Here is a 23,721-nt window from a genome sequence, read left to right as displayed (position 1 = left end):
CGGCGCAAGGCGGCCGGGAACCGCGGATTATCGCGCCCGGGCAAAGCCTGCGGCGCGCAGAACGTGACAAGGCCGTATCACTGGCCCGAATTTCGCATGCCACAATGTTTTTCGACCACAGGGACCGGCATGGGCAGCAAAAGCGACAGCAGAAACAGCCACCGCGACTGGTGGCGCGGTGCGGTGATCTACCAGATCTATCCCCGAAGTTTCATGGACAGCAACGGCGACGGCATCGGCGACCTGCCCGGCATCACGGCCCGGCTCGACCACGTGGCCAGCCTCGGGGTCGACGCGATCTGGGTCTCGCCCTTCTTCCGCTCGCCGATGAAGGACTTCGGCTACGACGTGTCCGACTACCGCGCGGTCGATCCGATCTTCGGCACGCTCGCCGACTTCGACGCCATGCTTTCGCGCATGCACGCGCTGGGCCTGAAGCTCATCATCGACCAGGTGCTCTCGCACACCTCCGACCAGCACGCCTGGTTCGCCGAGAGCCGCAGCAGCCGCGACAACCCCAAGGCCGACTGGTACGTGTGGGCCGACCCCCGGCCCGACGGCACGCCGCCGACCAACTGGCTGTCGGTGTTCGGCGGCTCGGCCTGGCAGTGGGACGCGCGCCGCAGGCAGTACTACCTGCACAGCTTCCTGGCCGAGCAGCCCGACCTGAACTTCCATTGCGCCGAGATGCAGCAAGCCCTGCTGGGCGAGGTGCGCTTCTGGTGCGAGCGCGGCGTGGACGGCTTTCGCTTCGACGCCTGCAACCACCAGTTCCACGACGCGCTGCTGCGCGACAACCCGCCGGCCACGCTGGCGTCCATCGACGAGGTCAGCACGGTGCGCGCCGACAACCCCTACGCGATGCAGCAGCACCTGTACGACAAGAGCCAGACCGAGAACCTGGCCTTTCTCGAAAGCCTGCGCCGGCTGCTCGACGGCTACGGCGCGGTGGCGCTGGGCGAAGTCGGCGACGAGAACGCGCCGCCCGTCATGGCGCAATACACCGAACTCGGCAAGCGCCTGCACCTGGCGTACAGCTTCAGCCTGCTGACGGCCGAGCACAGCCCCAGGCACCTGCGCCACCAGGTCGAGGCGCTCGACCATGCGCTGGCGCCCACCGGCGGCTGGGGCTGCTGGGCGGTGTCGAACCACGACGTGCCGCGTGTGGCCACGCGCTGGAGCGGCGACACTTCGGCCCTGGCCCCGGCCCCTGCCGACACCCGGCGCGACCGGCTCTGGCTGACGCTGCTGCTCACGCTGCGCGGCAGCGCCAGCATCTACCAGGGCGAGGAGCTGGGCCTGCCCGAGGCCGAGGTGCCGTTCGAACTGCTGCAGGACCCGTACGGCCGCGCCTTCTGGCCCGAGTTCAAGGGCCGCGACGGCTGCCGCACGCCGCTGGTCTGGACCGCCGAGGCGCCGAACGGCGGCTTCACCACCGGCACGCCCTGGCTGCCGGTGTACAGCCCGCACCTGCCGCTGGCCGTCGAACGGCAGGCGGACGACCCCGACTCGATGCTCGCCTTCACCCGCGCCCTGCTGCACTGGCGCCATGACCAGCCCCTGCTGCGCACCGGCGACATCGCCTTCTTCGATGCGCCCGAGCCCCTGCTGCACTTCGAGCGACGCGACGCGAACCGATCGCTCCACGCCATCTTCAACTTCTCCGGCGAGCCGGTGTCGATTCCTCTGCCGATGCCTGGTACCAAGGGCCTGCTGCCCCTTGTCGGACAACCGCTGTCGACCACCGCCGTCGTGCAGGGCGAAGGCGAAAAGCGCATGCTGGTGCTGGCGCCGTACGGCGTCTTCATCGGCATGCCCGCCGACGCAGGACACCACTGAACACCATGCCCCTGAAGCCGCTGCCCGAAACCGAAGTCCACCGATTGATGCGCGCCGAGCACGGCGATCCGTTCGCCGTGCTGGGACCGCACGAGACGCCCGAGGGCCTGGTGGTGCGCGCCCTGCTGCCCGGCGCGCAGCGCGTGGCGGTGGTGCATTCGCGCACCGGCTGGCCGCTGGCCATCCTCACGCGGCACGAGGAGTCCGACCTGTTCAGCGGGCTCGTGCCGGCGGCGGAGGCCCGCATGGGCTATTCGTTCCAGGTCGACTGGGACTCGCACACCTCGCGGCTCGAAGACCCCTACCGCTTTCCCTTCGTGCTGGGCGACACCGACGTGTGGCTGCTGGCCGAGGGCACGCACCTGCGGCCCTGGGAGCGGCTGGGCGCGCACCTGCGCGAGATGGACGGCGTGAAGGGCGTGGCCTTCGCGGTCTGGGCGCCCAACGCGCGGCGCGTGTCGGTGGTCGGCAACTTCAACAACTGGGACGGCAGGCGCCACGCGATGCGGCTGCGCCGCGAGTGCGGCGTGTGGGAAATCTTCGCGCCGCACGTGACGGTGGGCGACAGCTACGAATTCGAGATTCTTTCGGCGCAGGGCGAGGTGCTGCGCAAGGCCGACCCCTTCGCCTTCTCGTCGCAGTTGCGGCCCGACACCGCCTGCGTGGTGCAGCCGCTGCCCGCGCCGGTGAAGCTGCCCGAAGGCCGCGCCGAGGCGAACGAGCGCCATGCACCCATCAGCATCTACGAGGTGCACCTGGGGTCGTGGCGCCGCAAGAACGGCCACGAGTGGCTGGACTACCGCGAGCTCGCCGACACGCTGGTGCCTTACGTGCGCGACCTGGGCTTCACGCACATCGAGCTGCTGCCGATCAGCGAGCACCCCTTCGACGGCTCGTGGGGCTACCAGCCCATCGGCCTGTATGCGCCGACCTCGCGTTTCGGCACGCCGGGCGACTTTCGCCACTTCGTCGAGGCCGCGCATGCGGCGGGGCTGGGCGTGATCCTCGACTGGGTGCCCGCGCACTTTCCGACCGACGCGCACGGCCTGGGCAACTTCGACGGCACGCCGCTGTACGAGTACGCCGACCCGCGCGAGGGCTTCCACAACGACTGGCAGACGCTGATCTTCAACTACGCGCGCACCGAGGTGCGCAACTACCTGGTCGGCAATGCGCTGTACTGGCTGGAGCGCTACGGCGTGGACGGCCTGCGGGTGGATGCGGTGGCCTCGATGCTGTACCGCGACTACAGCCGCAAGGCCGGCGAGTGGGTGCCCAACGTGCTCGGCGGGCGCGAGAACCTGGAGGCCATCGACTTCCTGCGGCGCATGAACCATGTGGTGGGCGTCGAGCGGCCCGGTGCCATCACGGTGGCCGAAGAATCGACCAGCTTCCTCGGCGTGACCCGGCCGCCGGAAGACGGCGGGCTTGGGTTTCACTACAAGTGGAACATGGGGTGGATGAACGACACACTGGCGTATGCCGGCACCGACCCGGTCTACCGCAGGCACCATCACCAGCAGATCACCTTCGGGCTGATGTATGCGCACAGCGAGAACTTCGTGCTGCCGCTGTCGCACGACGAGGTGGTGCACGGCAAGGGCTCGATGATCGGGCGGATGCCGGGCGACGAATGGCAGAAGTTCGCCGGCCTGCGCAACCTGTATGGGTACCTGTGGGCCTATCCGGGGAAGAAGCTGCTGTTCATGGGCGGCGAGTTCGCCCAGTACGCGGAGTGGAACGCGGACCGGGGCCTGGACTGGCACCTGCTGGAGCATGCCTCGCACCAGGGCGTGCGGCGGCTGGTGCGCGACCTGAACAATGTGTACCGGCACTTTCCCGCGTTGCACGAGCTGGACAACGAGGGGGCGGGGTTCGAATGGATCGTGCACGACGATGCGGACCAGTCGGTGTTTGCCTTCGTGCGCCGGGCGCGCGACGGGTCGTTCGTGGTCGCCGTGTGCAACTTCACGCCCGTGCCTCGGCATGGGTACCGGCTGGGGGTGCCTCGTGCGGGGGCCTACCGCGAGATCGTCAATACGGATGCGTCGGTTTATGGCGGGAGCGGGGTTGGCAACGGTGTGGTTCAGAGCGCTTCTTTGCCCTGGCATGGGAAGGCGGACTCTGTTTCTGTGAGCGTGCCGCCGTTGGGGACGGTGATGTGGGTTCTGGTTTGAGGGAGTTGGGCCTGGTTTTTGTTCCGGGGCCGGGACTCGCCCCGGCGGGCGAACTGCTTTCTTTTGCTTCGCCAAAAGAAAGTAGCCAAAGAAAAGGCGACCCTGCTGGCTGCGTCCCTGCGCTTCGCTCCGGGCAACCTGCGGTGCTCACGTTTCGCGGGGTCTCGCCCAAACTCGCTTCGCTCAAACAAGGGCGAGCCCTCATCCGCGAAACGCTCCGCTCCTCGGCGCATCCAGAAGGGGTTGGGGAACCGGACACGCCTTCGCTGCGCTCGGCTCCAAACAGCCAGCAGCCAAGACCGAAGAACTCGTACCAACCGCAGCAGGCGCTTCGCGCCTGCTGCGGCTTGGTGGCCGAGCAAAGCGATGGCCCGACAGGTCTCCACCCCCTCTGGCTGCGCCGAGGAGCGGAGCGTTTCGCGGATCAGGGCTCGCAGCTGTTTGAGCGCAGCGAGTTCTGCGAGACCCCGCGAAACGCGAGCACCGCAGGTTGCCCCGTAGCGCAGCGAAGGGGTCGCAGACAGTGGGGTCGCCTTTCTTTTGCCTACTTTTCTTTGGCGAAGCAAAGAAAAGCAGGTCGCCCGCCGGGGCGAGTCCCGGCCTCGGGAAAAAACTTCCCAAGAAAGCAAGCATGCTGAGCCCAGGCAACCCCTTCCCCCTGGGCGCGATCCTGTCACCCCAAGGCGTCAACTTCGCCCTGGCAGCCCCCTCTGCAGAGGCCGTCGACCTCTGCATCTTCGACAGCACCGGCAAGAACGAGCAACAACGCCTGCGACTGCCGGCATGCACGGACGGCGTCTGGCACGGCCACCTCCCCAGCGCCCAACCGGGCCTGGTCTACGGCTACCGAGTCCACGGCCCGTGGACCCCGCATGAGGGCCAGCGCTTCAACCCCGCCAAGCTGGTGCTCGACCCCTACGCCCGCGAGATCGTCGGCAGCTACGACGGCAGCGACCTGTTCCTGGGCCACGTCCCCGGCGCCCCGACCGAGCGGGACACGCGCGACAACGCCGCCGTCGCCCTGAAGGCCCGTGTAGCACCAGGAGCAGACAGCCCGTCGCGCGCAGGACGCGCCCGCATCCCCGCCGCAGACCGCGTCCTCTACGAACTCCACGTGAAGGGACACACCAGGCTGCACCCCCGGGTGCCCGAAGCACTTCGAGGCACCTACGCCGGTCTCGCCGAGCCCGCCGTGCTCGACCACCTGCAGCGCATGGGCGTCACCACGCTGAGCCTCATGCCCGTGCAGCACCGTGCCGACGAGCAGCGCCTGCAGCGCATGGGCCTGAGCAACCACTGGGGCTACACCACCATCGGCTGGTTCGCGCCCGAGTCCCGCTACTGGAGCGGCCGCCCCGGCACCACGCCCGCCGGCGAGTTCCGCGCGATGGCCGACGCCATCCACGCGCGCGGCATGGAGCTGGTGATCGACGTGGTCTACAACCACAGCGCCGAGACCGACGAGCTCGGCCCCACGCTGTCGCTGCGCGGCATCGACAACGCCCTGTACTACCACCTGCGCCCCGACGACCGCGCCCTGTACGAAAACTGGACCGGCTGCGGCAACTGCCTGAACCTGGGCGAGCCGCGCGTGCTGCGGCTGGTGATGGACAGCCTGCGCTTCTGGGCCTGCGAGATGGGCGTCGACGGCTTCCGTTTCGACCTGGCACCGATCCTCGGGCGCGACGCGCAGCGCGGGTTCGATGCGCGCGCGCCCTTCTTCGCCGCCATCGCGCAAGACCCGGTGCTCTCGCGCACCGTGCTCATCGCCGAGCCCTGGGACATCGGCCCCGGCGGCTACCGCCTGGGCGAGTTTCCGCCCGGCTGGCTCGAATGGAACGACCGCTACCGCGACACGCAGCGCGGCTTCTGGCTGCGGCAGGCGCACGACGACACCGCCGGCCTTGGCGACTTCGCGCACCGCGTCACCGCCTCCAGCACGCAGTTCGCCCACCACGGCCGCGCGCCGACGGCCAGCGTCAACTTCGTGACCGCGCACGACGGCTTCACGCTGCGCGACCTGGTGAGCTACAACGAGCGCCACAACCTGGCCAACGGCGAGGACAACCGCGACGGCCACGGCCACAACCTGAGCAACAACTGCGGCGTCGAGGGCCCGAGCGACGACCCGGCCGTGCGAGCGCTGCGCACCCGCCTGCAGCGCGCGTTGCTCGCCACGCTGATGCTGTCGCAGGGCACGCCCATGCTGCTGGCCGGCGACGAGATCGGCCACAGCCAGCAGGGAAACAACAACGCCTACTGCCAGGACAACGAGACCACCTGGCTCGCATGGCCCGACGTGTCGGCACCCGGCGGCGACGCGGCGCGGCTGAGCGCCTTCGTCGCACGGCTCGCCGCCCTGCGCCGCGACGCCCCGGCCTTGCGCAGCACGCGCTGGTGGCCGGCCGAGCCACCGCCGGGACTGCCGCCCGGCATCCGCTGGCTGCGCCCCGACGGCGCGCCGATGACGCCCGACGACTGGCGCGCGGGCACGGCCCTTGCAATCCTTTTTTCGAGTGCTGCAACGACAACGAACACCGACGGAAGCGACTGGCTGGTGATGGTGAATGCGGGCCCGGAGAACGTCACTTTCAGGCTGCCGCCGGGCGCGTGGCGCTGCTGCCTGATGAGCGACCCCGGGCTCGATCCGGGCGATGTTGCGCAACGGCTCGGCGACACGGCACAAGTGCCGTTCTCGAGCCTCGGGATTGCAAGAACGTAGGCGCCAGGGACACGGCGCGGTGCTAGTCTCGATGCAGAAACTCTGACGACGAATTCCAACGAACGAACGGAGACACAGGATGGACAAGCTCACACCCCAGGCGCCAGCCCGGCCGCAGCACGAGTTGCAGGCCCATCAACTGGTTCGCCGCACCATCGCCCTGGTGCTGGCCGGCGGACGCGGCTCCCGCCTCAAGCAGCTGACCGACCGGCGCGCCAAGCCGGCCGTGTACTTCGGCGGCAAGTTCCGCATCATCGATTTCGCGCTGTCGAACTGCCTGAACTCCGGCATCCGGCGCATGGCGGTGGTCACGCAGTACAAGTCGCATTCGCTCATGCGCCACCTGCAGCGCGGCTGGAGCTTCCTGCGCGCCGAGCTCAACGAAATGGTCGATGTGCTGCCCGCGCAGCAGCGCGTGGGCGACGAGCACTGGTACCGGGGCACGGCCGACGCGGTGTTCCAGAACCTGGACATCATCCAGACCCGCTCCACGCCGCACGACTACGTGGTGGTGCTGGCCGGCGACCACATCTACAAGATGGACTACTCGATCATGGTGAAGGACCATGCCGAGCGCGGCCTGGGCTGCACCGTCGGCTGCATCGAGGTGCCGCGCATGGAGGCCACCGCCTTCGGAGTGATGCACGTGGACGAGAACCGCAATGTCACCGCCTTCCTGGAGAAGCCCGCCGATCCGCCCGCGATGCCCGGCAAGCCCGACGTGGCGCTGGCCAGCATGGGCATCTACGTGTTCGATTCCGAGTACCTCTACCGCCTGCTCGAAGAAGACAGCCTGGACCCCGACTCCGACCATGACTTCGGCAAGGACATCATCCCGCGCGCCGTGGCCGAGGGTCGCGCGCTGGCGCACCCCTTCGGAATGTCGTGCGTGACCCGCGCCATGCGCGGCGGCGACAGCCCGACCTACTGGCGCGACGTGGGCACGATTGATGCATTCTGGGCGGCCAACCTCGATCTGGCCTCGATCACCCCCGAGCTCGACATCTATGACACCAATTGGCCCATCTGGACTTACCAGCGCCAGCTGCCACCGGCCAAGTTCGTGTTCGGGCGCGACGGCAAGCCCGGTCTCACGACCAACACCATCGTCTCGGGCGGCTGCATCGTCTCGGGGTCGTCCGTGACCGACTCGGTGCTGTTCTCGGGCGTGCGCATCCACTCGTTCTGCACGATCTCGCAGGCGGTGCTGCTGCCCGACGTCGAAGTGGGGCGCGGTTGCCGGCTCAGCAAGGTGGTCGTCGACCGCGCCTGCGTCATTCCAGAGGACATGGTGATCGGCGAGGACGCCGAGGCCGATGCCGCGCGCTTCGAGCGCACCGAGACCGGCGTGGTGCTGGTCACGCGCGAAATGCTCAAGCGGCTCACCGCCGACTGACTGCCGTTCCACGATGCGAATCCTCCAGGTCAGCGCCGAACTCTTCCCTCTCCTCAAGACCGGCGGCCTGGCGGACATCGCCGGCGCGCTGCCGCTCGCGCTCATGGCCGAAGGCGAAGACGCGCGCGTGCTGCTGCCGGGGTTTCCGGCCATCGTGGCGGGCGTGCGCGACCTGGCGCCGGTGGCCGAATTCAGTGCCCCCTGGGGCGAGCGCTTCGCGCTGCGACTCGGGCACATCGCCACCGAGGGCGCGCCGGCCCTTCCCGCCTACGTGATCGACGCGCCGGCGCTGTACGACCGGCCCGGCAACCCTTATGAAGACGCGTCGCGCCAGCCCTACGGCGACAACCACCGCCGCTTTGCGCTGCTCGGCTGGGCCGCGGCGCAGCTGGCGCAGGGGCTGGACCCGCTGTGGCAGCCCGAGGTGGTGCACGCGCACGACTGGCACGCGGCGCTGGCCCCGGCCTATCTGCACTTCGCGCGGCAGGCCGGCGCACCCCGCGTGGGCAGCGTGTTCACCGTGCACAACCTGGCCTACCAGGGCGTCTTCGCGCCGTGGAACTTCGCCGACCTGGGCCTGCCCGCCACGGCGTTCCAGATGAACGGGCTCGAGTACCACGGCCAGGTGTCGTTCATGAAGGGCGGCCTGTGCTACGCCGACCGGCTCACCACCGTGAGCCCGACCTACGCCCAGGAAATCCAGACGCCCGAGCAGGGCTGCGGCCTCGACGGCCTGCTGCGCCAGCGCAGCGGCGTGCTCGGCGGCATCCTGAACGCGGTCGACGACAAGGTCTGGAACCCGGCGAGCGACGCCGCGCTGGTGCAGGGCTTCCACGCGCCGGAAGGCCGCCACATGGCGGGCAAGGCGCGCTGCAAGTCGGTGCTGCAGCACCAGCTGGGGCTGGCCGACCGGCCGGATGCGCCGCTCTTCATTCTCGTGAGCCGGCTCACCGAGCAGAAGGGCCTGCACCTGGTGCTGGGCGGGCTCGATGCATTGCTCGCACAGGGTGGCCAGCTCGCGCTGCTGGGTGCCGGCGAGGCCTGGCTGGAGGAAGCCTTTCGCCAGCGCGCGGTGGCGGCGCCGCAGTCGGTCAGCGTGACCATCGGCTACAACGAGGCGCTGGCGCACCAGCTCTTCGGTGCCGGCGACGTGACGCTGGTGCCCTCGCTGTTCGAGCCCTGCGGCCTCACGCAGATGTACGGCCTGAAGTACGGCAGCCTGCCGCTGGTACGCCGTGTCGGCGGGCTGGCCGACACGGTGGTCGACAGCTCGCTCGAAGACCTGGCAAGCGGCGAGGCCACCGGCTTCGTGTTCGACCGCTTCGAGGTGGCCGACTACGAACGCGCCGTGCGGCGTGCCTTCGCCCTTTACCAACGCGCGCCCGACTGGCGCCGCGTGCGCGGCCATGCCATGCGGCAGCCTGCCGACTGGGCGACCGCGGCCGCGCAGTACATCGACGTCTACCGGCAGGCATCGGCGTGACGCCCCGATCCGCGCACGGCAAACCACACCCCACCACTCACCTACCGAGCGCCCACCATGACGATCAAAGACTTCGCCTACGACCACCCTGACCGCGACGTGGCAGCCTTCAAACGCGCGGTGGCCAACAAGCTGATCTATGCGGTCGGCAAGGACCCCGTCGCCGCCAGTCAGGACGACTGGCTCAACGCCACCTCGCAGGCGGTGCGCGACCAGTTGGTCGAGCGCTGGATGATGACCACGCGCGCCAACTACGCGCAAGACTTGAAGCGCGTGTACTACCTCTCGATGGAGTTCCTCATCGGGCGCACCTTCACCAACGCGCTGCTGGCCGTGGACCTGTTCGATACCGTGCGCCAGGCGCTGGCCGACTTCGGCGTCGACATGGACGCGCTGGCCGAGCGCGAGCCCGATGCGGCGCTGGGCAACGGCGGCCTCGGCCGGCTCGCGGCCTGCTTCCTCGACTCGATGGCCACGCTCGGCGTGCCGGGCATGGGCTACGGCATCCGCTATGAATACGGCATGTTCCGCCAGCAGATCGTCGGCGGCCAGCAGGTCGAGACGCCCGACTACTGGCTCACGCGCGGCAACCCCTGGGAGTTCCAGCGGCCCGAGGTGAACTACCGCGTGCGCTTCGGCGGCCGCGTGCAAAGGCGCGAAGGCACCAACGCCCCCTACGGCGCGGCCGACTGGGTCGACACCCACGACGTGCGCGCCGTGGCCTACGACACCATCATTCCGGGCTACGGCACGCAGGCCACCAACACGCTGCGGCTGTGGTCGGCGCGGGCCACCGAGGAAATCGACCTCTCGGCCTTCAACCGCGGCAACTACATGGGCGCGGTCGAAAGCAAGAACCAGTCGGAGAACGTGTCGCGCGTGCTCTACCCCGACGACTCCACGCCCTCGGGCCGCGAGCTGCGGCTGCACCAGGAGTACTTCTTCTGCAGCGCGAGCGTCCAGGACCTGCTGCGCCGCTACCTGCGCAGCCACAAGACCTTCGACCAGTTGTCCGAGAAGGTCAGCATCCACCTGAACGACACGCACCCGGTGCTCGCGGTGCCCGAGCTGATGCGCCTGCTGCTCGACGAGCACGGCCTCGACTGGGACACCGCGTGGGCCCACACGCAGAAGGTGTTCAGCTACACCAACCACACGCTCATGCACGAGGCACTGGAGACCTGGCCGGTGGAGATGCTCGGGCGCATCCTGCCGCGGCACCTGCAGATCATCTACGACATGAACGCGAAGTTCCTCGCCACGGTGACGCAGAAGGCGGGCAACGATGTCGAGCTGCTGCGCAGGCTGTCGCTGGTCGACGAGGCCGGCGAGCGGCGCGTGCGCATGGCCTACGTGGCGGTGCTGGCGAGCCACTCGATCAACGGCGTGTCGGGGTTGCACTCGGAGCTGATGAAGCAGTCGATCTTTGCCGACTTCGACATGATCTTTCCGGAGCGCTTCAACAACAAGACCAACGGCGTCACGCCGCGCCGCTGGCTCGCGCAGGCCAACCCGCCGCTGGCGGGGCTTCTGGACCAGCGCATCGGCAAGGGCTGGCGGCGCGACCTGTCGCAGCTCGAGGCGCTCAGGCCGATGGCCGAGCAACCGACCTTCGTGCGCGCCTTTCGCCACGCCAAGCGAGAGAACAAGCTGCGGCTGGCCAACTGGGTCGAGCAGAACCTGAAGATCGACATCGACACGGACGCGATGTTCGACGTGCAGGTCAAGCGCATCCACGAATACAAGCGGCAACTGCTCAACGTGCTGCACGTGGTGGCGCGCTACCACCGCATCCTGGACGCGCAGGCCACGGGCACGCCCATCGACATCGTGCCGCGCGTGGTGGTGTTCGCGGGCAAGGCGGCCTCCGCCTACGTGATGGCCAAGCTGGTGATCCGGCTCATCAACGACGTGGCGAGCACCATCAACGCCGACGCGCGCGTGGGCAAGCTGCTGAAGGTGGTGTTCCTGCCGAACTACAGCGTGAGCCTGGCGGAAATCATCATGCCGGCGGCCGACCTGTCGGAGCAGATTTCCACCGCGGGCACGGAAGCCTCGGGCACCGGCAACATGAAGTTCGCGCTCAACGGCGCGTTGACCATCGGCACGCTGGACGGCGCCAACGTGGAAATGCGCGAGAACGTGGGGCCGGAGAACATCTTCATCTTCGGCAACACCACGCCCGAAGTGGCGGACATCCGCGCGCACGGCTACCAGCCGCGCGACATCTACGAGCAGAACACCGAGCTCAAGCGCGTGCTCGACGCCATCCGCGACGGCGCGTTCTCGGCGGGCGAGCCGGCGCGCTACCAGGGCATCTACGACGCGCTGGTGAACTGGGGCGACCACTACCTGCTGCTGGCCGACTACGCGAGCTATGTGGCCAAGCAGGGCGAGGTGGACGCGCTGTACCGCGACTCGGACGCGTGGACGCGCAAGGCGATCCTGAACGTGGCGGGAATGGGCGCGTTCTCGTCGGACCGCACGATTGCGCAGTACGCGCATGAGATCTGGCACACGAAACCCGTGGTCCTCGGCTGAGCCGTGTTTCTCCCTCCCCTCCCGGGGGAGGGTCGGAGTGGGGGCACGACTGCATTGGATGAAGCACTGCGCCGAACGAACGCCGCTTGCCCCCATCCCAACCTTCCCCCGGAAGGGGAAGGGGCAAGACCAAGACAGGGGTCAGCGCGGCTTTTCGGCGGCCGCTGCTGCCTCTGTCACGAACCCGATGCGGCTCAGCCCCGCCTTGTTCGCGATGCCCATCAGCGCCACCACCTTGCCGTAGGGCACGGTCTGGTCGGCGCGCAGCTGCACCTCGGTGTCCTTGCTGTCGGCCGCGGCCTTTTCGAGGCGGGCGGCAAGTTCTTCGTCGGTCACGGGCTGGTCGTTGAGAAAGACCTTGCCCGCGGCATCGACCGCCAGGCTCACGAACTTGGGCGCGTCATTGGGCTGGCCTGCGTCGGTCTGCGGCAGGTCGAGCTTGATCGAACTGGCCATCAGCGGCGCGGTGATGATGAAGATCACCAGCAGCACCAGCATCACGTCGACCAGCGGCGTCACGTTGATGTCGGACAGTGGCCGCTGCGCGCCCGCGCCCATGGCCCGCCCGCCGCCGCCGGCGCTGCTGCCCAATGATGTGCGTCCGAAGGCCATGGTGCGGCGTGCCTTGCCTGCCTAAACCGGCATTGGCCGCGCGGGCGGCGGCGCTGCCGGTGCCGGCGCGGTGCCGAAGCTGCCCAGCAGGTCGTGCGCGAAGCCTTCGAGCTCGGCTTCGATGCGGCCGATGACGCGGCCGAACACGTTGTAGGCCAGCACGGCCGGAATGGCCACGGCCAGGCCGAAGGCCGTCATGACCAGCGCCTCGCCGACGGGGCCGGCCACCTTGTCGATGGTGAAGCCGCCCGTCTGGCCCGCAATGCCCGACAGCGCGCCGTAGATGCCCCACACCGTGCCCAGCAGGCCGACGAAAGGCGCGGTGGCGCCGACCGTGGCAAGCAGGATCTGGCCCGCCTGCAGCCGCCGCAGTGCGCCGTGCAGGGCGTCGCGCAGGACGCGCGTGAGCCGCTGGTTGCGCTCGACCGTGGCGCCCAGCGTGCCGGCCGGCGCACCGGCGGCGGCGCTCTTGATGGCAGACACAGCGGGCGAAACGAGCATGGCCTTGTCGAAGCCCTTGAGCTTGTGCTCTGCGTCGGCCAGCGTGGACGACTGCCAGAACGCCGCGATGCTGCGCAGCACGTCGCGCGTGCCGCCGCGCAGCAGCCAGGCCTTCCAGAGAATGATGACCCAGCTCGCGATCGACATCGCGAGCAGCAGCGCGGCCACCGAACGGCTGACGCCGTCGCCATGGGTCAGCAGTTCGAGCACGCTCATCGGCGGTCCTTTGGTTTAGCGAAGACCCAGCACGTCTTCAGCGAAGACCGAGCACGTCGTACATGTCGAACAGGCCGGCGCGCTGCCCGGCCAGGAAGCGCACCGCGCGCAGGCTGCCCTGGGCGTAGGTGACGCGGCTCGACGACTTGTGGGTGATTTCGATGCGTTCGCCCGTGCCGGCGAACAGCACGGTGTGGTCGCCCACGATGTCGCCGCCGCGAATGGCCGAGAAGCCGATGGTCGAGGGGTCGCGCTCGCCGGTGATGCCTTCGCGCGCGTACACGGCGCATTCCTTCAGGTCGCGGCCCAGCGCGTCGGCGATCACCTCGCCCATCTTGAGCGCGGTGCCCGAGGGCGCGTCGACCTTGTGGCGGTGGTGCGCCTCGATGATCTCGATGTCGTAGCCGCTAGACATGGCCTTGGCCGCCATCTCGAGCAGCTTGAAGGTGACGTTGACGCCCACGCTCATGTTGGGCGCCATCATGATCGCGATGTCCTTGGCGATTTCGGCGATCTCGGCCTTCTGCTCGTCGCTGAAGCCGGTGGTGCCGATGACCGCCTGCACGCCGAGTTCACGGCACACCGCGAGGTGCGCGAGCGTGCCTTCGGGGCGGGTGAAGTCGATGAGCACCTGCGCATCCTTCAGGCCGGCACGCAGGTCGGACACGATGGACACGCCGCTGTCGAAGCCCAGGAAGGCGCCGGCGTCGGTGCCCAGGGCCGGGCTGGCTGCGATGTCGAGTGCGCCGGCCAGGCGCAGGTCGGGCGTGTTGCGCACGGCCTCGATCAGCATGTGGCCCATGCGGCCCGATGCGCCGGCAATGGCGATGCGGCGCGCGCCCGAAGCGGAAGGGGAGGAGGCGGAAGTGGATTCGGTCACGCGGATTCAGTCATGCAAAAACACGGGGAACACGGGACGGGCACTGCCTGGCTCGGCGGGCGCCGCCCGCTACGGCTGTCTGTCTGGCTGCTGGCGCGTTTCAGCGCGCGGCTTCAAGCGGGGGGTAGGCGGCCGGCAGTGGCGGGAGCGAGGCCTGCGCGTCGGCGGTGTCGGCTTTTTTCTCGTCCTTGGAAGGCGCGAACTTCTTGAGGTCGTTTTCCGACGCCTCGAGCGAGGGCACCTTGCCGGATTTCTTGCGGGTGTCGAGCGTGGCGACGAAGTCTTCTTCGCTCGGCATCTCGTCGCCCTCGAAGCGGTCCATCAGTTCGCCGTTGAAGAACACCGTCAGGTGGCGCTCCTGCGGTTCGACGCCCTGGCGGCGGATGGTGAACACGTAATCCCAGCGGTTGGTATGGAAAACGTCGCTCAACAGCGAGGTGCCGAGGATTTCACGCACCTGCTGGCGCGACATGCCGGGCTTGAGCGCCGCGACCTGCTCCTTCGACACGAAATTGCCCTGCACCACTTCGACCTTGTAGGGCGTGACCGCAGACAGCGCGCTGCGCGTGCGATCGCTGAAACCGCTGCAGGCACCGAGGCAGAGCGTGGCGGCCACGGCGGCGACCAGCAGCCAGGAACGGCGTTGGAGAATGGCAGGCATGGGAGGAAAAGGGGGTAGCGATATGATCGGCCATTGTAGCGGCTGCCCCTTTTCCGGGGCCTTTGCCGCAGCCCAGGGCGCAGGAACCAACATGGCCAACATCGAAGAACTCAAGAACACCGGCCTCAAGGCCACACTGCCACGCCTGAAGATCCTCGAGATCTTCCAGACCGGCAGCCAACGGCACATGACGGCGGAAGACGTGTTCCGCGTGCTGCTCAACGAACGCTCCGACATCGGCCTGGCCACGGTCTACCGCGTGCTGACGCAGTTCGAGCAGGCCGGCATCCTCGAACGCAGCCACTTCGAAAGCGGCAAGGCGGTCTACGAATTGAACGAAGGCACGCACCACGACCACCTGATCTGCACCTCGTGCGGCAAGGTCGAGGAGTTCTACGACGCCGAGATCGAGCGCCGCCAGCAGATGATCTCCAAGGACAAGGGCTGGATCCTGCAGGACCACGCCATGTCGCTCTACGGTCTTTGCGGAGACTGCGTCAAGAAACGCTGAAGCCGCTCAGTCGAAGCCGCGTCAGTCCTGGCCGGTTTCCATTGCCTTGTGATGGCGCGCCACGAAATCGGCGTAGGTGTCGATCCCGCGCAGCTGCAGGATCGAATTGCGCACCGCCGCCTCCACCAGCACGGCGATGTTGCGCCCCGCCACCACCTGGATGATCACCTTGCGCACCGGAATGCCCAGCACGTCCTGGGTGAGCGGCGCCGAGGGCATCCGCTCGTAGTCTCGCTCGAAGCTGTCGCGGCGCACCAGGTGCACGATGAGCTTGAGCCGCATCTTGCGGCGCACCGCCGTCTCGCCGAAGATCGCGCGGATGTCCAGCAGGCCGATCCCGCGCACCTCCAGCAGGTTCAGCAGCAGGTCGGGGCAGCGTCCTTCGATGGTGTTCTGGTTGATGCGGTACAGGTCGACCGCGTCGTCGGCCACCAGGCCATTGCCGCGCGAGATCAGTTCCAGCCCGAGTTCGCTCTTGCCCAGGCCCGACTCGCCCGTGATCATCACGCCCATGCCCAGGATGTCCATGAACACGCCGTGCATCGAGGTGCGCTCGGCGAAGTGCTTGGACAGGTAGGCGCGCAGCAGGTCGATCACGAACGCCGACGACTCGCGCGTGGCAAAGAGCGGCAGCTGGGCACGCTCGCAGATCGACAGCAGCTCGTCCGGCGCGGCCTGGCCGTCGGCCAGCACCAGCATCGGCGGCTCCAGCGTGACGATGCGGGCAATGCGCCGGGCGCAGTCTTCGGGGCTGCCGCGCGTCAGGTAGGCCACCTCGCGGGCGCCCAAAATTTGCACGCGGTACGGGTGGATGTAGTTGAGGTAGCCGACCAGGTCGGCCGCCGATTGCGCGCGGCTGATGACCTCGGGGTCGAACTGGCGTTCTGACGCGCCAAGCCCTGCGAGCCACTCCCAGCGGAGCGAGCCGCGGAACTCCTCGAACATGGCATCGGCACTGATGACGGTCGGCTTCATGCATTCAGGCGCCGGCGCACGGGCGCCAGCATTGCGTTGGAGTGACGGAGAGAGCCGCGCAGCTTATCAGCAGCCGCGCGTGCCGACGCATGCGCTCAGGCGACTTGAGTGGATTGCCAGCCGGCGATCAGGCCGTGCAGGACGGCCGCGTCGGTGCTGGACTTGATCTGTTCGCGCAGGCTGGCGTCGCTCAGCAGCTCGGCGATTTCAGACAGGATTTCGAGGTGCTTCTGCGTGGCCGCTTCGGGCACCAGCAGGAAGATCAGCAGCGCGACAGGTTGCTCGTCGGGTGCGTCGAAACCGATGGGATTGGCCAACTGGAACACGGCGGCCATCGGCGCCTTGAGGCCCTTGATGCGGCCATGCGGAATGGCAACGCCGTGGCCGAGGCCGGTGGAGCCGAGGCGCTCGCGCGCAAACAGGCTGTCGGTGATGAGGGCGCGGCCCAAGCCGTGAAGGCTTTCGAACAGCAGACCTGCTTCTTCGAAAGCACGTTTCTTGCTGGTGGCGTCAACGCTCACGAGCACTTGAGCGGGCGGCAGGATGGACGCGAGGCGATTCATGGTGGGTGCAGGGCGGGGGCGATTATGCACCCGCTTGGTAAAAACCCCCAGTCCCTCTACTTACTTTTTATCTACATGTTGCCCGCAGGCCCCTTGGAGCCTGAGATGCTTGCCAAAGCCCTTGCGCGGCAGTCGGAAAACAAAAAGCCGCCCGGGGGCGGCTCTGTGGGTGGAGCGCGAGGCGCCCGGTTTACATCAGGCGCTTGGGCGCGGCGTGATGGTGATCCTGCAGGCGGTCCTTGTGGCGCACCACCTGGCGGTCCAGCTTGTCGACCAGGTCGTCGACCGCGGCGTAGAGATCAGCGTGGCTAGCTTCGGCGAACATGTCGCTGCCCTTGACGTGGATGTTGCATTCCGCCCTTTGGCGGCGTTCCTTTTCCTTCTGCTTTTCCACCGTGAGGATCACCTTCACATCGACCACCTGGTCGAAATGCCGGGTGATCCGGTCCAGCTTGCTTGTGACATAGGTCCGCAAGGCAGGTGTGACGTCGAGGTGATGGCCGCTGATCGTCAAATTCATGAATGACCTCCTGGAATTGACGGTTGGGGAAATGACCGCGCTCCGGAATGAAACGCGGCCGGGGAACTGGTGTGCGTGGGAGACGGGGGGAGAAGAAGAGAAATGAGACAGAAGTTGAAGCAGTCAATTCACTATGCCCAAGCTGTCACGGTATTGCAATACCAGGGTTGCCCGCAGCGCTGGCTGCCTTTGGCGCAGCTTTTCACATGCTCATCAATCCATAGCAATGCACGCGCGCGGGGCAGGCCTCGCAGGCTTTTTGCGCAGATGTGTGTCAGGGCGAAAAACCCGGTGTCCCTCCCGCCGACAGGGCCAGCCGGTTTCAGCGCCAGGCCGCGCGCATCCGGTTGCGCAGGTCGATCACCGCGCTCGGCGGCGGCACCGCGGGCGCACGTTCCGGCGGGGGCGGCCAGGTCTGATGCTCGAAGCCCGCGAGGTCGGCGTCTGCGATGAAGCGCGTGCGGTTGGCGTACAGGTGGCGGTCGCCGCGCGCCGCCTGCTGCGTGATGTGGAAGCGCTGCGGCACCAGCAGGTGCAGGTGGTCGCGCGCCCGCGTCATGGCCACGTAGAGCAGCCGACGCTCTTCCTCCAGCTCTTGCGCGCCCTGTGCCACGTCGGCCGGCATGCAGCCGTCGACCACGTTGAGCACGTGCACCGAATTCCACTCCTGCCCCTTGGCCGAGTGGATGGTCGAGAGGATCAGGTAGTCCTCGTCGAGCAACGGCGGGCCCGGGCGGTCGCTGGTGGCCTCGGGCGGATCGAGCGTGAGTTCGGTCAGGAAGCGCTCGCGCGAGCCGTACCCCGCGGCCAGCCGCGCCAGCTGCTCCACGTCGGCGCGCCGCACGCCGGAGGTGTCCTCGTACAGCCGCTCCAGGTGCGGCAGGTACCAGTTCACCGCCACCTCCACGTCGGCCGGCCAGGGCAGCGACGGCGCGCGCAGGGCCGCATACGCGTCGGCGAACTCGGCCCACTGCGCGCGCGCGGCGGAAGGCGGTACGAAGTCGCGCACCGCCGCCGCCGGGTCGGTCGCCTTGTCCATCGCATCCAGCAGCCGCGCACCCGTGGCGGGCCCGATGCCCGGAATGAGCTGCGTCACGCGAAAGCCCGCCATGCGCCCGCGCGGGTTTTGTGCAAAGCGCAGCACCGCGAGCAGGTCTTTCACGTGCGAGGCTTCCAGGAACTTGAGTCCGCCGAATTTCACGAACGGAATGTTGCGCCGCGCCAGCTCCAGCTCGAGGCCCGCGCTGTGCGAGGAGGTGCGAAACAGCACCGCCTGCGACTTCAGCGCGAGCCCGCCCTCGCGGTGCGCCAACACCTTGTCGGCCACCCAGCGCGCCTGCCCCGCTTCGTCCGCCACGAGCACCAGCACCGGCTTGCCGGCCGAGGGCTTGTCGGTCCACAGCGTCTTGGCGTGGCGCTCGGCCGCCTGCGCGATCACGCGGTTCGACACGTCGAGGATCGGCTGCGTCGAGCGGTAGTTGCGCTCCAGCGTGACCACGCGGGCTTGCTGCGTGAACTGCGAGGGAAAGTCGAGGATGTTGCGCACCGTGGCGCCGCGAAACGAATAGATCGACTGCGCGTCGTCGCCCACCACCGTCACGCCGCGCCCGTCGGGCTTGAGCCCCAGCAGGATCGACGCCTGCAGCAGGTTGGTGTCCTGGTATTCGTCGATCAGCACATGGTCGAAGCGTGCGCCCATCTGCGCGGCCAGCGCGGGCTCGGCGGCCATTTCGGCCCAATAGAGCAGCAGGTCGTCGTAGTCGAGCACGTTCTGCTGCTGCTTGGCCTCGACGTAGCCGCCGAACAGCTTCTTGAGTTCGGCCTCCCACTCGGCGCACCAGGGAAAAGATTCCTTCAATACCTGCGCCAGCGGCGCGCGCGTGTTCACGCAGCGCGAGTAGATCGACAGGCAGGTGCCCTTGCGCGGAAAGCGGTTCACGGTGGACGACAGCCCGAGTTCATGGCGCACCCACCCCATCAGGTCTTCAGCGTCGCCGCGGTCGTGGATGGTGAAGTTCTCGTCCAGCCCGATCTGCGGGGCATATTCGCGCAGCAGCCGCGCGCCGACGCCGTGGAAGGTGCCGGCCCATGGCAGCACGGGCGGCGCTTCGGACTTCAGCCCGAGCACCCTGGCCAGCACCTGGCCGGCGCGGCGTTCCATTTCCTGCGCGGCCCGGCGCGAGAAGGTCAACAGCAGCAAGCGCTGCGGATCGACGCCGCCGGCAATGAGGTGCGCCACGCGGTGCGCCAGCGTGCTGGTCTTGCCCGAACCGGCGCCGGCAATGACGAGCAGCGGACGTTCGTCGCGCTCGGTGGCGGCATCACCGATGGCGGCGCCCACGCCGTGCTCGACCGCCGCGCGCTGCGCCTCGTTGAGCATGGACAGCGCGGCGGCCAGGCGCTCGGCCTGGGTCTTCGGCGCGGCGGGAAAAGCAAGGGGCGCAGCGGTCTGCATGCGCCCGACTTTACTGTATGCCTGTCCAGTCCGGCCGTCGGCCGTCATATGGCCGGTGACATAATCGCGCCTCGCTGCAACCAGAGATTCTTCCCATGGAAACCGCCCCGTCTCGGCAGCTTTCAACTCCCTTTCACTGACACGTTTTTCGCGCGCGTCGGGCCCGGGAATTGAAAGCGCCCCTCCCCCGCCCCACGTTTCCAGTCACACCCGGGAGTGAGCCCATGCTCAACATCTTTACGCTCGCCAACGGCCGCCTCGTTCAGGAAGAGATCGAGTCGCTCGAAGAGCTCTCCAAGTTCCAGCCGATCTGGGTGGACCTTGAGTCGCCCACGCTCGAAGAAAAACGCTGGATCAAGCAGTACTACGGCCTGTCGATTCCCGAAGACGCGATGGACGAGGACATCGAGGAATCGGCCCGCTTCTATGAAGAAGACAACGGCGAGCTGCACATCCGCTCCGACTTCTTGATCGACGACGACGAAGACCCCCGCACCGTTCGCGTGGCCTTCATCCTGAACCAGCACAACTCCGACCTGCGCAGTCGCGGCGTGCTGTTCTCGATCCACGACGAGGACGTGCCCGTGTTCCGCCTGCTGCGCATGCGCGCGCGCCGCGCGCCGGGGCTGATCGAAGACGCGAAAGAAGTGATGCTCAAGCTCTTCGACGCCGACGCCGAGTACTCGGCCGACACGCTGGAGAACATCTACGACGAGCTCGAAGTGGCGGGCAAGAAGGTGCTCTCGGGCAACGTCACCGACGAGCTGGCCGGCGAAGTGCTCGGCCTCATCGCGCGGCAGGAAGACTTGAACGGGCGCATCCGCCGCAACGTGATGGACACGCGCCGCGCCGTGAGCTTCATGATGCGCAGCAAGATGCTCAACGCCGAGCAGTTCGAGGAAGCGCGCCAGATCCTGCGCGACATCGAGTCGCTGGACAACCACACGGCCTTCCTGTTCGACAAGATCAACTTCCTGATGGATGCGACCGTCGGCTTCATCAACATCAACCAGAACAAGACCATCAAGATCTTCTCGGTGGCCAGCGTGGCGCTGCTGCCGCCCACGCTGATCGCGAGCATCTACGGCATGAACTTCAAGTTCATGCCCGAGCTGGACTGGTCCATGGGCTATCCCTACGCCCTCGTGCTGATGGCGGCGAGCGCGCTGGGGCCGATGTGGTACTTCCGCCGGCGCGGCTGGCTCAAGTAGCCGCGCTGTCGGCAGCAGGCAGCGTGGCCAGCCACGCGCCGACCAGCGCCAGGCTGTAGCGGCTCGCGACCACGGCGACGAAGCGCGCGAAGTCGCCATGCGCCGCGTCGTCGGCCCGGTCGGAAATCGTGCGCATGGCCGCGAAGGGCACGCCGTAGTCGTGGCACACCTGCGCCACCGCCGCGCCTTCCATCTCGACGGCCAGCGCGTCGGGCAGGTCGCGCTGCAGCGCCGCGCTCTCGGCCGTCGTCGACACGAAGCGGTCGCCGCTCACCAGCAGGCCGCGGTGCACCTTCGGCGACCACAGGCCGAACTCGTCGACGCCCGCCTGCCCGATCAACGCCACCGGGTCGCGCAGCACGCCCGCGACGACATCCGACAGTGCGTCGCTGATCGCAGCGTCCGCCGCAAAGCGCGACAGCCCCATCAACGGCACCTCGTGCTTCGGAAAGATCGGCGAGGCGTCCATGTCGTGCTGCAGCAGCGCTGTCGCCACCACCACGTCGCCCACATTCACGCCCGGCGCCAGTCCGCCCGCGACACCGGTGAACACGATGGCCCGCACGCCGAAGCGCTCGAGCAGCACCGTGGCCGTGACCGCCGCCGCGACCTTGCCGATGCGCGACAGCACCGCCACGACCGGCTGGCCGTGCAGATGACCGACCCAGAAGTCGCGCCCCGCGACACGCACGCGCTGCTCGTCGGGCATCTGCGCGAGCAGCGCGCCCAACTCCTCATGCATGGCCGCAACGATGGCGACGGGTGCGGCCATGGCTTACTTCATGTCCACGCCGTAGAACGTATGGCGCCCGAACGGGCTCAGCTTGAAGTCGACCACTTCCTTGCGCACCGGCTTCAGCTGCACCGCGTGCGCGATGGTGAACCACGGCGCCTGCTCCTTGAAGATGACCTGCGCCTTCTTGTACAGCGCATCGCGGTCGGCCTGCCTGGTCGTGCTCTTGGCCTTCACCACGAGGTCTTCGTACGGCTGGTAGCAGAACTTCGACACATTGCTGCCGCTGGCCGACTTGGCCGAGGCGCAGCCCAGCAGCGTGTAGAGAAAGTTGTCCGGGTCGCCGTTGTCGCCGGTCCAGCCCATCATGCCCATCTGGTGCTCGCCGGCCTGCAGGCGCTTGCGGTACTCGCCCCACTCGAAGCTCTTGATCTCGGCCTTCACGTTGATCTTGGCCAGGTCGGCCTGCATCAGCTCGGCGATGCGCTTGGCGTTCGGGTTGTACGGGCGCTGCACGGGCATGGCCCACAGGTCGGTGGAAAAGCCGTCGGGAAAGCCGGCCTGCTCCAGCAGCTTCTTCGCGGCCTCGGGGTCGTACGGGTCGTCCTTCACCGCGTCGTTGTAGGACCACATGCTCGGCGGAATCGGGTTCTTCGCGGCCACGCCGGTCGACAGGTACACGCCGTCGATGATGGCCTTCTTGTTGATCGCCATGCTCACGGCCTTGCGCACGCGCACGTCGTCGAAGGGCTTCTTCGTGGTGTTGAACGACAGGTAGCCCACGTTCAGGCCGGGCTGCTCCAGCACCTGCACGTTCCGGTCCTTGCGGATCGCGTCGAGGTCGGCCGGGTTGGGGTACGGCATGACGTGGCATTCACCCTTTTGCAGCTTGGCCCAGCGCACCGACGCATCGGGCGTGATCGCGAACACGAGGTCGTCGATCTTCGCCTTGCCGCCCCAGTACTGCGGAAAGGCCTTGAAGCGGATGATCGCGTCCTTCTGGTATTGCACGAGGTAGAAGGGGCCGGTGCCGATCGGGTCCTGGTCGACCTTCTCGGGCGTGCCGGCCTTCAGCATCGCGATGGCGTACTCCTTCGACTGGATGCCCGCGTACTGCATGGCCAGGTTCGCGAGAAACGGCGCCTCGGGTTGGTTGAGCACGATCTTCACCGTGTAGTCGTCCACGCGGTCCACCGTCTTCAGCAGCTTGGGCATGCCCATGTCGTTGAAGTACGAGTGGTTCTGGCTCGTGACCTTGAAGAAGGGGTCGCTCTCCTTCCACTGGCGCTCGAGCATGAAGATGAAGTCGTCGGCGTTGAAGTCGCGCGTGGGCTTGAAGCTCTTGCTGGTGCTGTGCCACTTCACGCCCTTGCGCAGGTGGAAGGTGTACTGCGTGCCGTCGGCGGAGATGTCCCACTTCTCGGCCAGGCCCGGCACGACCTTGGTGCCGCCGCGCTCGAACTCGACGATGGTGTTGTAGACCTGTGTGGTCACGTCGAACGAGGTGCCGGTGGTGTTCATGCCCGGATAGAAATTCTCGGGGCTGCCTTCCGAGCAATACACCAGCGTCTTGGCGGACACGGCGCCGCAGGCCAGGGTCAAGGCAGCGAGCGCTGTCGGTGCCAGGAGCGCCAGGCTTCGTGAGCGGCGCGAAACGGTGGACTGGGTCGTCATGTGGACTCCTTGAGGCACGGTTGAAACACGGTTGAGAAAACGGGGAACAGG

At 67.7% G+C, this 23,721-nt stretch carries 18 protein-coding genes; 8 read left to right on the top strand and 10 right to left on the bottom strand.

The window, feature by feature from the left end; all coding sequences use genetic code 11:
- Window positions 1-129 precede the first annotated feature (129 nt).
- The 6 genes from ACSFA5_RS25885 (at window position 130) to ACSFA5_RS25860 (ending at window position 12,158) form a co-directional block, all read left to right on the top strand.
- Window positions 130-1,839, top strand: a complete 1,710-nt coding sequence (locus ACSFA5_RS25885) for an alpha-glucosidase (protein ID WP_435446910.1) — start codon at window positions 130-132, stop codon at window positions 1,837-1,839.
- Window positions 1,840-1,844: 5 nt separating this feature from the next.
- On the top strand, window positions 1,845-4,016 hold the full coding sequence (gene glgB, locus ACSFA5_RS25880; protein WP_435446909.1) for a 1,4-alpha-glucan branching protein GlgB: 2,172 nt from the start codon (window positions 1,845-1,847) through the stop codon (window positions 4,014-4,016).
- 631 nt (window positions 4,017-4,647) lie between these two features.
- Entirely contained in the window at window positions 4,648-6,738 is a 2,091-nt protein-coding gene (glgX, locus tag ACSFA5_RS25875; RefSeq protein WP_435446908.1) for a glycogen debranching protein GlgX, read from the top strand.
- 79 nt (window positions 6,739-6,817) lie between these two features.
- Window positions 6,818-8,134, top strand: a complete 1,317-nt coding sequence (glgC, locus tag ACSFA5_RS25870; protein WP_435446907.1) for a glucose-1-phosphate adenylyltransferase — start codon at window positions 6,818-6,820, stop codon at window positions 8,132-8,134.
- 13 nt (window positions 8,135-8,147) lie between these two features.
- Window positions 8,148-9,617: a glycogen synthase GlgA gene (glgA, locus tag ACSFA5_RS25865; RefSeq protein ID WP_435446906.1), complete on the top strand. Its 1,470-nt coding sequence runs from the start codon at window positions 8,148-8,150 to the stop codon at window positions 9,615-9,617.
- 57 nt (window positions 9,618-9,674) lie between these two features.
- On the top strand, window positions 9,675-12,158 hold the full coding sequence (locus tag ACSFA5_RS25860; protein WP_435446905.1) for a glycogen/starch/alpha-glucan phosphorylase: 2,484 nt from the start codon (window positions 9,675-9,677) through the stop codon (window positions 12,156-12,158).
- Window positions 12,159-12,299: 141 nt separating this feature from the next.
- Here the strand turns inward: ACSFA5_RS25860 and ACSFA5_RS25855 are convergent, their stop codons facing one another.
- The 4 genes from ACSFA5_RS25855 to ACSFA5_RS25840 form a co-directional block, all read right to left on the bottom strand.
- Window positions 12,300-12,770: an ExbD/TolR family protein gene (locus ACSFA5_RS25855; protein ID WP_435446904.1), complete on the bottom strand. Its 471-nt coding sequence runs from the start codon at window positions 12,768-12,770 to the stop codon at window positions 12,300-12,302.
- Between the two features lie 21 nt (window positions 12,771-12,791).
- The gene (locus ACSFA5_RS25850; protein ID WP_435446903.1) at window positions 12,792-13,487 is read right to left on the bottom strand and encodes a MotA/TolQ/ExbB proton channel family protein; all 696 of its coding nucleotides are present in this window, start codon (window positions 13,485-13,487) and stop codon (window positions 12,792-12,794) included.
- Window positions 13,488-13,524: 37 nt separating this feature from the next.
- On the bottom strand, window positions 13,525-14,367 hold the full coding sequence (gene dapB, locus ACSFA5_RS25845) for a 4-hydroxy-tetrahydrodipicolinate reductase (RefSeq protein ID WP_435446902.1): 843 nt from the start codon (window positions 14,365-14,367) through the stop codon (window positions 13,525-13,527).
- A 100-nt stretch (window positions 14,368-14,467) separates the two neighbouring features.
- On the bottom strand, window positions 14,468-15,028 hold the full coding sequence (locus ACSFA5_RS25840; RefSeq protein WP_435446901.1) for an outer membrane protein assembly factor BamE: 561 nt from the start codon (window positions 15,026-15,028) through the stop codon (window positions 14,468-14,470).
- Window positions 15,029-15,119: 91 nt separating this feature from the next.
- Here ACSFA5_RS25840 and fur point away from each other — a divergent pair, with 91 nt between their 5' ends.
- Complete coding sequence (fur, locus tag ACSFA5_RS25835; RefSeq protein WP_435446900.1) at window positions 15,120-15,539, top strand: ferric iron uptake transcriptional regulator; 420 nt, start codon at window positions 15,120-15,122, stop codon at window positions 15,537-15,539.
- A gap of 21 nt (window positions 15,540-15,560) precedes the next feature.
- Here fur and hprK read toward each other — a convergent pair whose 3' ends face one another.
- The 4 genes from hprK to ACSFA5_RS25815 all read right to left on the bottom strand — a co-directional run bounded on the left by hprK (window position 15,561) and on the right by ACSFA5_RS25815 (window position 20,052).
- On the bottom strand, window positions 15,561-16,514 hold the full coding sequence (hprK, locus tag ACSFA5_RS25830) for an HPr(Ser) kinase/phosphatase (RefSeq protein WP_108141382.1): 954 nt from the start codon (window positions 16,512-16,514) through the stop codon (window positions 15,561-15,563).
- Window positions 16,515-16,609: 95 nt separating this feature from the next.
- Window positions 16,610-17,077, bottom strand: a complete 468-nt coding sequence (locus ACSFA5_RS25825) for a PTS sugar transporter subunit IIA (protein WP_124458504.1) — start codon at window positions 17,075-17,077, stop codon at window positions 16,610-16,612.
- 190 nt (window positions 17,078-17,267) lie between these two features.
- A complete protein-coding gene (gene hpf / locus ACSFA5_RS25820; protein WP_435446899.1) occupies window positions 17,268-17,597 on the bottom strand; it encodes a ribosome hibernation-promoting factor, HPF/YfiA family in 330 nt (109 codons plus the stop codon).
- A 322-nt stretch (window positions 17,598-17,919) separates the two neighbouring features.
- The gene (locus tag ACSFA5_RS25815; protein ID WP_435446898.1) at window positions 17,920-20,052 is read right to left on the bottom strand and encodes an ATP-dependent helicase; all 2,133 of its coding nucleotides are present in this window, start codon (window positions 20,050-20,052) and stop codon (window positions 17,920-17,922) included.
- Between the two features lie 224 nt (window positions 20,053-20,276).
- Here ACSFA5_RS25815 and corA point away from each other — a divergent pair, with 224 nt between their 5' ends.
- Window positions 20,277-21,263 carry a magnesium/cobalt transporter CorA gene (corA, locus tag ACSFA5_RS25810; RefSeq protein ID WP_435446897.1) on the top strand — a complete coding sequence of 329 codons (987 nt, stop codon included), beginning with the start codon at window positions 20,277-20,279 and terminating at the stop codon, window positions 21,261-21,263.
- On the opposite strand, the gene ACSFA5_RS25805 is transcribed toward corA, so the two are convergent.
- Entirely contained in the window at window positions 21,256-22,035 is a 780-nt protein-coding gene (locus tag ACSFA5_RS25805) for a 5'-methylthioadenosine/adenosylhomocysteine nucleosidase (protein WP_435446896.1), read from the bottom strand. The genes corA and ACSFA5_RS25805 overlap by 8 nt on opposite strands.
- Window positions 22,036-22,038: 3 nt before the next feature.
- A complete protein-coding gene (locus ACSFA5_RS25800; RefSeq protein ID WP_435446895.1) occupies window positions 22,039-23,670 on the bottom strand; it encodes an ABC transporter substrate-binding protein in 1,632 nt (543 codons plus the stop codon).
- Between the last annotated feature and the right edge of the window lie 51 nt (window positions 23,671-23,721).

It is taken from the genome of Variovorax monticola, from assembly GCF_051216855.1.
GTDB lineage: Bacteria > Pseudomonadota > Gammaproteobacteria > Burkholderiales > Burkholderiaceae_C > Variovorax.
The sequence above is the reverse complement of the archived record's forward strand: the minus strand, read 5'-3'. Positions and strand labels throughout refer to the sequence as shown.